14 protein-coding genes and 2 pseudogenes are annotated in these 13,399 nt (G+C 44.6%); 3 read left to right on the forward strand and 13 right to left on the reverse strand.

All coding sequences use genetic code 11. From position 1 onward, the window contains the following. Window positions 1-96 (forward strand): annotated as a pseudogene (locus tag L2082_RS15005) (transposase); the annotation flags it as partial. 14 nt (window positions 97-110) lie between these two features. Here the strand turns inward: L2082_RS15005 and L2082_RS15010 are convergent. From L2082_RS15010 to L2082_RS15050, 9 genes and pseudogenes are all read right to left on the reverse strand, one after another. Continuing rightward, the gene (locus L2082_RS15010; RefSeq protein WP_446011917.1) at window positions 111-329 is read right to left on the reverse strand and encodes a hypothetical protein; all 219 of its coding nucleotides are present in this window, start codon (window positions 327-329) and stop codon (window positions 111-113) included. A gap of 90 nt (window positions 330-419) precedes the next feature. Beyond that, window positions 420-516 (reverse strand): annotated as a pseudogene (locus tag L2082_RS15015) (KilA-N domain-containing protein); the annotation flags it as partial. 186 nt (window positions 517-702) lie between these two features. Next, complete coding sequence (locus tag L2082_RS15020) at window positions 703-1,212, reverse strand: hypothetical protein (protein ID WP_446011918.1); 510 nt, start codon at window positions 1,210-1,212, stop codon at window positions 703-705. Next, window positions 1,209-2,456, reverse strand: a complete 1,248-nt coding sequence (locus tag L2082_RS15025; RefSeq protein ID WP_446011919.1) for an AAA family ATPase — start codon at window positions 2,454-2,456, stop codon at window positions 1,209-1,211. Before L2082_RS15025 ends, L2082_RS15020 begins: the two co-directional genes overlap by 4 nt. 146 nt (window positions 2,457-2,602) lie before the next feature. After that, window positions 2,603-3,652, reverse strand: coding sequence for a glycosyltransferase family 2 protein (locus L2082_RS15030; RefSeq protein WP_446009491.1), 1,050 nt, complete (start codon window positions 3,650-3,652; stop codon window positions 2,603-2,605). An 8-nt stretch (window positions 3,653-3,660) separates the two neighbouring features. After that, window positions 3,661-4,626 (reverse strand): glycosyltransferase family 2 protein, encoded by a 966-nt coding sequence (locus L2082_RS15035; RefSeq protein WP_446009490.1) that lies wholly within the window; start codon window positions 4,624-4,626, stop codon window positions 3,661-3,663. A gap of 40 nt (window positions 4,627-4,666) precedes the next feature. Then, a complete protein-coding gene (locus L2082_RS15040; protein WP_446009489.1) occupies window positions 4,667-6,808 on the reverse strand; it encodes a lysylphosphatidylglycerol synthase domain-containing protein in 2,142 nt (713 codons plus the stop codon). Between the two features lie 12 nt (window positions 6,809-6,820). Beyond that, window positions 6,821-7,810 carry a lysylphosphatidylglycerol synthase transmembrane domain-containing protein gene (locus tag L2082_RS15045; protein ID WP_446011920.1) on the reverse strand — a complete coding sequence of 330 codons (990 nt, stop codon included), beginning with the start codon at window positions 7,808-7,810 and terminating at the stop codon, window positions 6,821-6,823. Between the two features lie 8 nt (window positions 7,811-7,818). Then, window positions 7,819-8,592, reverse strand: coding sequence for an acyltransferase (locus L2082_RS15050; RefSeq protein WP_446009487.1), 774 nt, complete (start codon window positions 8,590-8,592; stop codon window positions 7,819-7,821). A 305-nt stretch (window positions 8,593-8,897) separates the two neighbouring features. Here L2082_RS15050 and L2082_RS15055 point away from each other — a divergent pair, with 305 nt between their 5' ends. Further along, the gene (locus L2082_RS15055) at window positions 8,898-10,148 is read left to right on the forward strand and encodes a hypothetical protein (RefSeq protein ID WP_446009486.1); all 1,251 of its coding nucleotides are present in this window, start codon (window positions 8,898-8,900) and stop codon (window positions 10,146-10,148) included. Beyond that, window positions 10,145-10,561: a rhodanese-related (seleno)protein gene (locus tag L2082_RS15060; protein WP_446009485.1), complete on the forward strand. Its 417-nt coding sequence runs from the start codon at window positions 10,145-10,147 to the stop codon at window positions 10,559-10,561. Before L2082_RS15055 ends, L2082_RS15060 begins: the two co-directional genes overlap by 4 nt. Before the next feature lie 77 nt (window positions 10,562-10,638). Here the strand turns inward: L2082_RS15060 and argS are convergent, their stop codons facing one another. The 4 genes from argS to L2082_RS15080 form a co-directional block, all read right to left on the reverse strand. Then, window positions 10,639-12,294 carry an arginine--tRNA ligase gene (gene argS / locus L2082_RS15065; RefSeq protein WP_446009484.1) on the reverse strand — a complete coding sequence of 552 codons (1,656 nt, stop codon included), beginning with the start codon at window positions 12,292-12,294 and terminating at the stop codon, window positions 10,639-10,641. An 84-nt stretch (window positions 12,295-12,378) separates the two neighbouring features. Continuing rightward, on the reverse strand, window positions 12,379-12,714 hold the full coding sequence (locus L2082_RS15070) for a type II toxin-antitoxin system RelE/ParE family toxin (RefSeq protein ID WP_446009483.1): 336 nt from the start codon (window positions 12,712-12,714) through the stop codon (window positions 12,379-12,381). Then, window positions 12,698-12,982, reverse strand: a complete 285-nt coding sequence (locus L2082_RS15075) for a type II toxin-antitoxin system Phd/YefM family antitoxin (RefSeq protein ID WP_446011921.1) — start codon at window positions 12,980-12,982, stop codon at window positions 12,698-12,700. Before L2082_RS15075 ends, L2082_RS15070 begins: the two co-directional genes overlap by 17 nt. 59 nt (window positions 12,983-13,041) lie before the next feature. Continuing rightward, a complete protein-coding gene (locus L2082_RS15080; RefSeq protein ID WP_446011922.1) occupies window positions 13,042-13,272 on the reverse strand; it encodes a DUF1287 domain-containing protein in 231 nt (76 codons plus the stop codon). Window positions 13,273-13,399: the final 127 nt, after the last annotated feature.

Consider the following 13,399-nt stretch of genomic DNA (forward strand, 5'->3'; position numbering starts at 1 on the left):
TTTGTTGAAGGACTCAATAACAGCATAAGAAACATTATTCGGACTGCGTTTGGATATAGAAATTTTGAAAATTTCAGGCTCAGAGTATTTGCGGAACATGGCGTTCCCCACTAATCTGCGATGAGCCGTTCAGCTTTTCTGCCTTCATCAATCTGCCCAAAGGCATCTTCAATGATCTGAAGGAGGTCTTTATCGATAAAAGATTTCACCTGCTCCGCCTTGGCCTGCATGATACGATAAAATCCAAAATCAAGATCCGGCTGATCCAGCTGGAACAGCTCCGTAAGCTTGGCCATAAGCTTGTTTCTCAGTTTTTCTGTAGTCGGCATCTTTACAATCTCCAATCAACAATGATCAATGATCAATGATCATTTGTTGTTATAAATTCTGGTTTTCTTCAAAATCGCGAAAAGTAGAGCGGCAATCACGCCAATGGAGTTTGTTTTCGCAGTCCATTGCTTAACAGAGAGGATAAAATGATTCAGGGGAATTAAAATCAGGGTTGTACAATTCTTCAGCAAACATAGAAAGAATTACGGCTGGAAAGGCAAACAGTAAAAGGATTTATGTTAGAACCACTGGATGCACTGCCACTACAATCCCCCCTGGCAGTAGGCAGATAATCCCCTTCATTGCTTCGGCCACACAGGATTCAAAATACTGACGGACCACCTTTGAAGAAACCCAGGTGCTTCGCTAACATCATCTTTTTCTCCGTCGCGGAATTTCAATAGGTTTCACCGGTTCATAAGCCTTCAATCCCTGGTCTCCTGTTAGGATTTCGACCATGAATCCCATTTCCCCGTAATAGTCAGCCACATCTTTTATGGTTGTATCTCCTATAGACAGCTTACTTGCAGCCAATTCCGGCCACGAATCGGCAAGTTCTTTCAGTTTTTCCGCAGTCCACAAGGTGCTTTGTTCTGAAAAGGCCGCCCATGGTGTTTTTTGATCTGCACTTTTTTTCATTAGTTCAGCTAATGCATCTGCCCGTTCTTTACGGCTGTGAGAAGCCTGAGCGATATGATTTCCGGTTTCAATGATAGTTGCCAGCGGCAAAACAAAGGTGGTTTGTTTTGCCTGCTCATCTTCAATTTTAAGCTGGACCCTATCTTTATCCCATCTATCATTATCAGAGCCACAGGTATCCATTCCGGAAACAGCAAGCCATACGCAGAGAATACTGGTGTCGATAATTAACACTTTTTTCATTCAGCATGCTCCCTCATCAGAGCCTGTTCAATCTTACCGTCCGTTGACAACCTGCCGATGGTTCCGCCTGCCATCAGCTTGGGCAACTCTTCGATATCTTCGAGCTGCGTGAGAATACTGGAACCAGTGTTATTATCACGATGTGCAACGGTTATGAAAGGAACCATTGTGTTACCCAAAGCATCAAGAATGGCGGGATTGTGTGTAGTTACAATAATATCAATATTTCGCTTTTTCCCCAATGTTTTCAACATATCAACCAGAATCTTTGCCCTTGATGGATGCAGGCCGTTGTCAATCTCTTCCACAATCAGCAAACTATTTTCTTTTCGTGTTAAAAGAGCGGCAACAATAGCAAGATAACGCAATGTACCGTCGGACATTCCTCGTGCGTCAACTTCATATTTCTCAGCTCTCCAGCCTTCTTCGCAGTAAAGCATGGCATCTGTCTGAAATTTACCCACGGGCTCGGCCCAGACACGTTTTACATCTTTTTCCGGTAAGTCTTTCAGATAACATGTCAACTCTTTTTCAACTTCCTCTTTCCTCTGCTGTTCCAGTCCAGCAAGTACCCCGGCAAGATTAGAACCGTCAGATTGAAGGGTATCGGAAAAAGGTTTATAATCTCGCATGTGGCTTGGGATTGGATCAAAAACAAATATGCCCTGTAATTCCTTTAATAGTTTTTTTACAGCTTCAACAACCTCTTTGCGAAGGTTAAGGGTTTCAGCCTGTGATAAAATACAGTGAGAGCGATTCAGATCAATACGCTTTCCACGTCCTTGGGCACCGGTACTAAAATAAGTGGGTAACCCCGGAGTGTTGGCTTCTTCTTCTGCGGTCTTAAAAAGAAACTTCTCTTTTACTGATTTATTTTTACCGGATTGTGTTAGAATTGATAATGCTTCGTAAAACACTTCTGCTTTTGTATCGTTGACTTTACAGGTAAGTACATATTGGTAATCCTGTTTTCCGGACTTTTGAAAAATCATCCTTATGGTAAATCTATCTGATGGTTTGCGGCAAACCCATTCAAAGCCTCCCCTGATTGGGGGAAGATTTACATCCCCGTTAATAGCCCGTGAAATAGGAACATTCGTAGTAATACGAGACAAAAAAATAAACGTATCCAGTAAATTAGATTTACCACTGGCGTTTGCCCCTATCAGTATTGTTAAAGGGTCGATATAAAATTTTGATTTTTTAAAGCTTTTCCAGTTTTCGACAGTTATTTCTTTAATCATAATTAGTTCACCTTCCAAGGTTTATCTTTTTCATCATTTTCAGAACCATAGGAAGTAAGCTCCTCCCGGACAGGCCAACAACAATGAGGCCAAAAGAATCGTTAAGGGAATGGTGAAAAGGAGTCTCTGAGTAGCCCGATTAAAAATTAGCAAAAAAGAAACACATACCCTTTGAGCAACCAGTTGCTCTTGCCTTCCCCACTCCGCCTCTGCATAATGGAGCGGACAACGGTTTTCTCTGCTGCTGTCAGACACGCAGCAAATTCATCCACAGTCAGGGAATCATAGCTGCTTAACTCCTTCCGTTTTTTCCGCATCTGCCCCATGCCGCTCAATGCCTCCCTTGCCCCTTGGAAATACGGCACGATCTGCCTTTTCTTTATGGCAAAGAGGAACCAGAAAAATTGATAGATTATAAGAACAGGTAAGAAACGCATAAAAAGGCGGGTTGGATAATTTTTGAGCAGCACATAGAAAGAATTACGGGTGGAAAGACGAATTGTAAAAGGATTAATCTTAGAGCCACTGGATGCACTGCCAATATGATACACCCTGGCAGCAGGCACATAATATCCTTTTCTGCCTGCATGATTGATGCGCAGATTCAGATCCACATCTTCAAGGTAAGCAAAAAAATCTTCATCAAACAGACCAATATGATCAAACAAGGAGCGGCGATAGAGTACCGCACCAGCACAGGCCCCAAAGATCGGGCCAGGCTCATTATATAGTGGTCCATCTGATTCCAGAGTCCCTAAACGATACCCGGCTCCTCCACGTAGATAGCCGTCCCCTGCCCCATCCAGGATTGTCCGGTCATGAAAATTGAGCATTTTCGGTGAAAAGAAGACAAACTCTTTCTGCTCTGCTGCAACCTCCATAAGACGAGCCAGACAGTCCGGGGCCAATTCCGTATCATTATTCAGCAGAAACACAAAAGGAGCAGTGCTGCTCAGTATCCCCTTGTTCACTGCTGCGCTGAAACCTTTGTTTTCAGGCAATGCAATAACTTGTATTTGTGGATAATGCTTGTGCAAATATTCCAACGAGCCATCGCTGGACCCATTATCAACAACCGTAATTTGCAACGAACTCAAAGTCTGCTGTTGTATTGAGGCGAGACAGGCTGGAAGGAAGCGCAATCCATTCCAATTCGGGATAACAATATTGACCGCCAGGTTCTGATCATTTTTCATGAATATGCTTATTCTTCCTGGTCTTTCTGATCCTGACGACCAAAAACCTTGCGCACCACATAGATTGGTTTTTCCTGGGATTCATGATAGGTTCTGACCTGGAGTTCACCTAACAGGCCCATATAAATAAACTGCATTCCCATAAGGATGAGCAGAATTGCCAGCAAGAGCAGCGGCCTGTTGCCCATAGGGACATCAAAAAACATCCGCTGGATAGTCATGATCAGGGCAATCAAAAAGCCTGACCCACCACTGAGCAGGCCAAGCGTACCAAAGACATGAATAGGCCGGGTTGCATAACTGAGCAGGAATTTCACGGTCATGAGATCCAAAACAACCCGAAGGGTTCTGGAAATGCCGTATTTTGAAGTGCCAAAACGTCGGGAACGGTGATTGGCCTTGACCTCAGTAATTTTGCCTCCCACACCACTGGCAATGGCTGGGATAAAACGATGCATTTCGCCATAAAGACGAATACCCTGAGTGATTTCTTTACGAAAGGTTTTCAGGGTACACCCGTAATCATGGAGATGAACCCCGGTAACCACCGAAATGACCTTATTGGCAATCATGGAAGGGAGGCGGCGATTCAGAAAGGGATCCTGCCGATCATGACGCCAGCCACTGACCAACTCATAGCCTTGGTCCATTTTTTCCAGGAACATGGGAATATCATGGGGATCATTCTGCATATCCCCATCCATGGTCACAATCACATCTCCGGTGGCATAATCAAAACCCGCAGACATGGCAGCGGTCTGGCCAAAATTTCGACGAAAGGAGACCACCACAGTATGTTGATCCTGTTTTTGTATTTTTTCCAGCAAAGATAAACTGCCATCACTTGAACCATCATCAACAAAGAGGATCTCGTGGTCATGCTCCAGGCTGTTGAGCACACCTTTCAGCTCTTCGTAAAGAAGGTTGATGTTTTCTTCTTCATTATAAACAGGAATAACTACAGATAATTTCACACTTTATCCCTTTATGCTTTATCTCTTGAAATCAAGGAGGTTAATATAAATAAATATCCGGCCAGTTGTCATTACCGGTATGAAAACTCAGGCGGGCTGTATTCCCCATAGGGGTGCCAATGGGCCAGAGAAAAATTTCATAATCTGCCCTGTCGTGCTCATGTCCACCTGTGCTTGCACCATAAACCAGCATATCACCGGTATTGGAGACCTTGGGGAAATATTCATGACTGAATGCTCCTGGGGCATCAAACCACAGCTTTTTTTCCAAGGTCTCTGGATCTACCCTGAAAAAAGCATTCCCGCCTGCCTTGGCATGATCTACCAGATAAAGAAAGGAAGAGTCAGGTGCCCAGTTGAGCTGACAGCCTTTTCCGACCTGCTGGATGGATTTATCCTTATGAATAACAAAGGTCCCTCGTGCGCCGCCACGCAGGGTTACAGCCAGGGCCTGCTCAGCTTCGCTCCATACGGGGGTCTCCAGCTGAATTGAGGCGCTCAGGGAAAGGTCATCTTTTCCTGTTTCAAATACCACAGTTTCTTTTTGATTGGCAAGGGTATATTCGACAAACTGATTTGCCTGACGAAGAAAATAGACCTTTTCACCATCAGAGGACCAGGTAGGCGTGAGCGCATTTTTCGCAAGTAACCGGGTTGTTCCGGTTGATAAATCCAGTATCCAGGTATCCCAGGCAAATTTATTCCTTTGAGAAACCCAAGGTTCCTGGGAGCGACAAAAAAGGACCTTGTCGCCATTCGGCGAGATTCGCGGGAAAAACTCTGTGTGCAGATCATTTGTTAAACGACTCAACTTCAAATCTGGCAAGGTCAACATCACCAGATCATGATTGCCAAACCTATTACTACTCCAGATAACGAACCCGTGAAGCTCATCAAAAACAGGGCTTGTTTTTTGGGCTGCTGTGCTTGGTAACGCGATAGCCGTGCCCGGACTGGGCGGGTATAACCAGCCTTTTTTTTGTGTTTTCCAGAACTGAAAACCGAGAAAAAAAACGCCTGCCAGAAAAAGAACTAATACATAAGCAAGTGCTTTCCAGTTTTTCTTTTGCCGTGTATTGATGTTTTGCTGCCCTGCTCCAGAAAAGGAGGACAAAGTGTCTTTAAAAAATAGATTAAGATCAAGTATATACAGGGCAAAAAAAACAGTTGCTCCGATCCCAAAGGCATAATCAATAACCTGGCTCCAGATATGGAGGGCAAGCATCACCACCACAGAGCTTGCCTTACTGACTCCTAACGCAATTAATGCCAAGGTGCCACCTGCCTCATAGGTGCCAAAACTCATAAAGGTTGGTATGGGCAGTCCTGCCCCGGCTTCAGCACTGATTAAGGCGATAACAACATCTGTCACATTTCTGGTGATATCAGTAAATGAGCTGGCAACTACTCCGCAGAAAAGAAGATATAATCCTGTATACTTGGCTACACGAACTCCCAGGGAGAGAAGCAATACCTGTCCTATGACTCCTTGTTGAGCAGCACTCTGTACAGAGTCAGAGGTATCTTGAATCAGATGAATAAGTTTTTTTTGTATCCTCCCCAATCTACTCTCAGGACGATCCTTTTGATCAAATCTCCCGGTCAAGTGTTCACTCACCTGCTGGAGCACGGGAAAAAGGATCAGCAAAAAAAGGCCACAAATAATTAAGAGGATAACCAAGGTCACAACCAGCCAGAGTTCAACCCCGGATAAAAAGAGCTGATATCCTATCATTGCCAGGAGCAAAAAAGCCAAAGCAATCAGGTCAAAAACAAAGGAAAGGGCAAGTGAGCTTAAACAGGCATCTGTTCTGACCTTAAACCCCAGTTTGAGCATAGCAACATAGCTCAATTCTCCTAAACGGGCTGGCAGCATGTCTATAAACATGTTTCTGCTCATGGTAACTATAAAAAGATAGAAAAGGCTGGGCAACTCTTCATCCTTTGTAAGTGAACTCTTTAAAAGTACCCTATAGCGGATTGCCCGAAAAAAAGTTTGAACAACACTTGCCAGCATATAAAGCAAGAGAGCGTTCCAGGCGGTTCGGGTCAGGACAGAATAAAGTTTGGGTCTGATAGCAAGATCTGCAGTTCCATCAACACCATGAATCAGCAAAGCGAGGAGAAAAAGAGAAATGCCAAGGGACAAGAGGGTGTTGAGTAAATAACGACTTTTCAGCATAATACTCTCAAATCAGGATTCAGGACAACTGTCTGCTGGCCGGATTGATTCTGGCCACAAAAGACGCACTACATAGATAAGACCACCGATTAAAGAATATCCCACTGCTGTTGCTAAAAAAAGCAAGGCAAGAGATCTGGTCTGCACATCTGTCATGCCCACCCAACCAAAAAAAAAGACATAGCCCATATCCCGTAATCCCAGACCAAACACAGAAATAGGCAGGGCTTCCATTAAGGTGATCAACGGGACAAAGGCGCTAAAATAAAAAAACGGCACAGAGGCATGGAGAGAAAGGGCCAGTAACTGGACAATCACAATAACTGAAAGTTGGAAACTAAAGGAGATCAGCATCACCTGGCTGAGCAACTTGCGGTCAGCCCCGTAGCATTGAAAAGAACGAAAAAATTTTTCCGTGAGATTAACCAAAAAAGAAAATCGATCCAAACGGGTCAAGCTCAGGAGAATTCGTAGCGGCTTTTCTTTGACAAGAGCAATGAGCGCAGCCAGCATAATCAGAAAAATCAGCAAGGGAGCGAGAAAAAAGAACAGGTTGTTAAATTCCCGGGCCACCAATACCGAAGAAATCAGGCTCAGAGAAACCAGGGCAAGAAAACCGGAAAAACGATCAGCAAATACAGAGGCAGCAGAACGGACACTGTCTCTGCTTTTTTGCGCTATATCGTAGATGCGATAGGAATCTCCGCCAATATTTGATGGAAGAAAGAGGTTGTAAAAGCTGCCGATCAAATAGGTCATGGTCAAGGTTGACAAAGGGATATCAACGCCATCAGCCAGAAGAAAAAGACGCCACTTCAAGGCACTCAGTATGGTGTTGATAAAAAGCAACAGACAAATCGGGAGAAAATAGATATATTCCAGTGAAGCAAAGACGCCCTTGAGTTCATCCAGAGGAATCCTCCGGTAGAGCAAAAACATCAACGTGGAACTGAAAAGTATTTTAAAGGCAAGGATGAGCTGCTTTTTTTTCGTACCACTCATAGCTTTCCTCATGCTCTATCCGCCCTATCCATGCTATCTGTAGAATCTGTAGAGGTACGTTTTTTTACAACCTGAGCCGGAGCACCCAAAGAAACTGTATAGTCAGCAACAGAACGGGTCAGGAGCGCCCCAGCTCCGGCCACACTGCCCTTGCCCATGGTCACCCCACCAAGCACAGTGACATTACCTCCGAGCCAGACATCCTCCTCAAGATGTACGCCACCATCATTGCGTATTCCCTGCTCTCTCATCGGGATATCCAAACGATCAATATGGTAACTCCCGCCTCCAACCAGAAAACATTGCTGACCAACAATACAGTCAGTCCCGATAACCACAGGGCAATTACTGGTGGATTGAATAATGGTCCGGGCATTTATTCCGCAATTATCTCCAATACTGATCCTGCCGTTTTTACAGGAAATCATAACATCATTGGAAAGAATGACATTATTACCAAAACGGATGGAAACAGGCTCTGCTTCATGACGACCATCAAGAATACAGCCTTCGCTGATAACCACAGCGTTACCAAGATAGATCCTGCCAGGTTGACGCAAGGTGATACCAGAGGCAAACATACACCCCCTCCCGCAGGAACCAAACAGGGCTGGCCAAAAAATTTTTCGTAAGGCCATACCCAGTACCCCAGGTACAGGGGCTAAGAACTGACACCATTCATAGTAGAGAAAATGCATCCAGGAGCGGTTACCTACCATGATATCCTGGTATTTTGAGAGGGGGGAGCCATTCCCGGTAATGGCATTATGGGTTTTTTTCATGAGTTACAGAAGTAAGGAAGGTTTGGGGTAAAATAATACCAATAACTCCCACTCGCTGTGGTGGGATAATATGATATGGCTCAGGAAAAAGGTACCATTTTTTTCCCTTGGTGACAACGATACTTCTTTATATCATGCTCATTTCTGGGCCATCCTTTGGATAAAAAAACTTTTTCTTTTGAAGAGTAGCGTTCTTTGGTTTATCATGTTGATGAAATCAGATGCATGATTTCCGAGACATGAGGAGGTTAATAACAAAGTATGCTCCCACATCGGAGCAGGTATAAATACTCAGGTTTTTTTTCATGAAACGCTCTCTTCTCTCTGCTCTGGCTCTTGGTTGCTGCTGGATGTTTTCCCCAGAATCATTGGCTCTTATCGGCAATCTTGCAGGACAGGCTGGCTGGGCAATCTTCCCACCTTTTGCACTTATCACCCTCTGTTTTATGATCTGTGCTGCCCTTCTTACGCATCAGGATCTTCCAGCGTATGATTTTCCAGCACAAAACAACAAGGCCTTTTCCAGCATACTCATAAGTACGCTTACATTTGCTGCCATACTTCCGCTCACCATTATTTCTGCAACGGCCCTCTTAGTCACAGCAGGCTACGCATTTAACGAAGTCTTCCTGTATTGGTTTCCAAATTTTGGTTTTGCCTTTCTCCTTCTTGGCCTGCTTACGGGTCTGCAATTTTTTACTGAAAAAATCAAATTGGGTGCCCAGGTATTTTTTATTGGTATCACAATGCTGGGTTTACTTACTCTCAGTGCTTATGGAATATTTTTATCCTCTCCCAATATAATGGTAACCACCTTAGCAGATCAAGGGCGGGCCAGCAGCACCTCTTTCTTTCCCTGGCAAGTGCTTATCTTTTTACCGCTTGTTTATGTGGGGACCCTCTTTCCTGGGGAAAGACATAACAGAGCTGGCACTATCCTTATTCCAGCAATAGGCTTTGTCCTCTTTTTGATCTGGGTTGCAGCCTCGTTGAATAATGTCACGCTGGAACGCCTTGCCTCATCAGGTATTCCGCACATGACCACGGCAAGAAAAATTTTAGGTAATCCTGGTCGTTATATCATGGGAGTTATTGTTATCGCAGGAAGTTGCGGAGCCGTAAATGGTTTTTTCATTCTTTGCCAACGCATGCTCACAGATCCATTGAGCAAGCATAAAGAAAAGGCCTATACAAACCCACAACTGTTTTTGCCCGTATTACTTGCTGCCTGTATAGGCGTGGCAATGGCTACAGGCCTTGCTGGCGAAACATTGCTTGAGAATCTCCTGCGGGCCGCTCTTTTTCTCTGGCTTCTGTACATGGTGGCCCGTTGCATAGCTGCTCTCTTTTGGCTGTATAGACAAAAGGGTCTTGTGCCAATCCCAGCCCTTCTCAGCACATTAGCGCTGAGTATTGTTCTCATAGGGCTTCCTTTGGGAGATCCTGAACAACAACAGCTTATTCTCTGTATTTTATCTGCTCTCAGTGCTGGCATGTTGATTGCGATCTGCCAGTTTTTTATCAATACCTCTGCAAGAAAGGAGAAAACAACATGAAGAAAATTGTTTTATTCATCACACTGTTCCTCTTTGCTGGTTCTTTGGCAGCTGTTGCTGCTGAAGCTCCGCGTATGAGCAAAGAAGAACTCAAGAAAGCAATGGGCTCAGGTGAGGTCATTATTATGGATACCCGGTCTGGAAAAGACTGGAAATCCAGTGAATTCAAAATCAAAGGAGCAAGACGGACAGCAGCAGACGCCATTGATGAGTGGCTGCCCGGTATTACAAAGGAGCGTGAGGGAAAAAAACTGGTTATTTACTGCGCCTGAAACAACGAAGGTAGCAGTGCCAGTTTGGCACGCACGTTGATTGAAGAAAAAGGACTCAAAGAAGTCTATGCGCTCAAAGGCGGTTGGAAGGAATGGTTCCGCCAGGAAAATAAAGAAGAGTATCCTGTGGAAGAAAAGTAGTGTTAATAAGGGTGACTCCTTTGAGTCACCCTCCTGCCAGAGCAATTCCGCTATATTCCAATATAACAGTTATCCTCTTACATCTTCTCCGGGGCAGTCAGCCCCACCAGATCCAGACCATTGGCGAGTACAGTTTTTATCCCCTGACAAAGACAAAGCCGGGCTGCTGTGAGCTGCTGATCCTCTGTGACCACCTTATGTTTATTATAAAAGGAGTGAAAATTGCCAGCCAATTCCATGAGGAAAAAGATAACTCGATGGGGTGCCAGGTCAGTGGCTGCATCAGCCACCAAAGCCGGATAGCTTGCCAGGGTTTTGAGCAGCTGATATTCTTCCTCTGCCTGCAAGGCTGAGAGATCGGTTTCAGCCAGTACGGGCAAGCTGACGCCTTTTTCCTGGGCCATCCGCTCAATGGAACACAGTCTGGCATGAGCATACTGGACATAATAGACCGGATTTTCCTGGCTCTGGGCTGTGGCCAGCTCTAAGTCAAATTCCAGCTGGGAATCTGGTTTCCGCATCAGGAAGAAAAAACGCAGCGCATCCACCCCCACCTCATCCACCAGTTCATCTACTGTGACAAAGGTGGCCTTACGGGTGGACATCTTGATCTGCTTACCATCCCGGAGCAGGGTGACAAACTGGTACATAACAACATGGACTTTGGATTTATCAAGACCCAGAGCCTCAACACCAGCTAATACGTCGGGTACTGTAGCAATATGATCAGCACCAAACACGTTGATCATCCAGTCAAAGCCCCGACGAAATTTTTCCCGATGATAGGCAATATCCGGGAGGCGATAGGTGGGCTCGCCAGTATTCTTAATAATTACCCGATCCTGTTCCTGGCCAAATTTGCTGGTCTTAAACCAGGTTGCTTCCTCCTTCTCATAAACAAGGTCTTTAGAGCGAAGTTCTGCAACCACGTCTTCAATCATGCCGCCTTCATAGAGAGTATGCTCGTTATAATAGGAGTCAAAGGCAATACCAATACGTTTTAACGTGGCGTCAATATCAACAAAAATGGCTTCCTGGGCCCGCTTACGGAAAACAGCCTGTTCTGCATCTTTAAACCCCTCTCCGGCCTCATCTATCATGGCCTGGGCAATCTTGTAAATATAATCACCCTGGTAGCCGTCTTCCGGGAATGCATTTTCCAGGCCCAGCTTTTCCAGATAACGGGCCTTGAGGGAGTCCGCCAGGACCCGCATCTGACGGCCTGCATCATTAAAATAATATTCACGAGTCACATCATGTCCTGTGGCCTTGAGCAGACGGGCAATGGTGTCTCCAAGGATAGCATTACGACCATGCCCTACGCTGAGAGGACCAGTGGGATTGGCACTGACAAACTCCACCATGACCTTTTTGCCTTTACCAACATCTGAGAGGCCAAAGTCTTTGCCCTGCTCGTTGATGGGGGCAAGAACCGTGCTCCAGACCGAAGGCTTAAGAAAGAGATTGACAAAACCAGGTCCGGCGATTTCTACTTTATCCAGCAGCTCATCATCTTTATTGAGCAAATCCACGAGCTGGCTGGCGATTTCACGGGGATTACGTTTTTCCTTGCCAACCAGTACCATAGCAAAGTTGGTGGAGAAATCGCCCTGGCCTTCATGGCGGGGGACTTCTACGTTGTAACGACTTGCAGCAGCTTCAGACCAGAGGCCTTGGCCCACACCTTGCTGGAAACATTGGTCAATAAGTGATTTTACTTGGGATCGTATCATGTTAAGTAGAGTGTTGTGTACGGTTATACATTGTGATCGGTTTGGTTGCTCAGGCTTCCCAGGCTGTTACTCTGTTTCCAAACATTAAAGAATGTTTTGAGCGAAACGTTTCAGTAAAATATCTTCAATATTTCGCCTTGAATCAAAAACAGATAAAACATAGACTTTATCATCGGAGATACGATACATTACACGCCAAGGCGTAATAACCATTTCCCGATATTGGGTGATTCCCTGATCATGTAATTCAGGAACAATTCTGCATCGCTTGGGCGAATGATACAGTTCATCTGTTTGTTTCTTTATCTTTTTCAGTATTCGTATACTATTGGCCGGGTTGTTCTGCGCAATGTATTCTATGATTTTCAACAAATCATTTTCCGCTGTTTTTGCCCATATCACCTCATATCTTTTCGCCATTTTTTATCGTACGCTCAATATTGACGAATACTTCCTCTTGAGTAAGGGTATCACCATTTTTTACATCCTCTTCACCCTGCGAAAGAAGCTTTAGTACCCCAATAGCATTTCTCATATTTTCATAACTTTCAGGGTCTTGCAGTACAGCTCTGGGCTCACCGTTTTGCGTTATTATAACCGGACGATGCGTACTATTTACCTGGTTGAGAAGTTCAGCAGACCTGCTCTTGAGAAAACTTACTGGTTTAATGTCACTTTTTATGTTCACGTTGTCACCTCCTGTCTTTTTATAGTACCGCAAAAGGACAGCATGTCAAAATAGATTTTTCAAGGCACTACCCCGATCTTTCGATAGGAACGAATCACGACATCCGTACAAACGCCGATATTATCTGGCACATCAGCCGGAAAAACACAAAGGCATTCCAACAGTGCAAGAGGAGATACGATGTTTTTTAGCAAGGTAAGAGCAAGTTCCGGGTTCACACAGCTAATCCGATGCACGGGCACCAGTTCCGTTGTTTTTCCTGAGAGAATAAGGTAAAAAATATCTATCATAAGGGTGTTGAAAAGAATATCTCAACGCCACACAAAAACAGTTGCTTAGATAATAAAAAGCCTGTATAATGAGGAAAAGTCAATAATGTTAAACCTTTTACTCATTTCAGGTGTTATGCACAATAAA

The sequence above is a fragment of the Candidatus Electrothrix sp. genome (assembly GCF_052785085.1).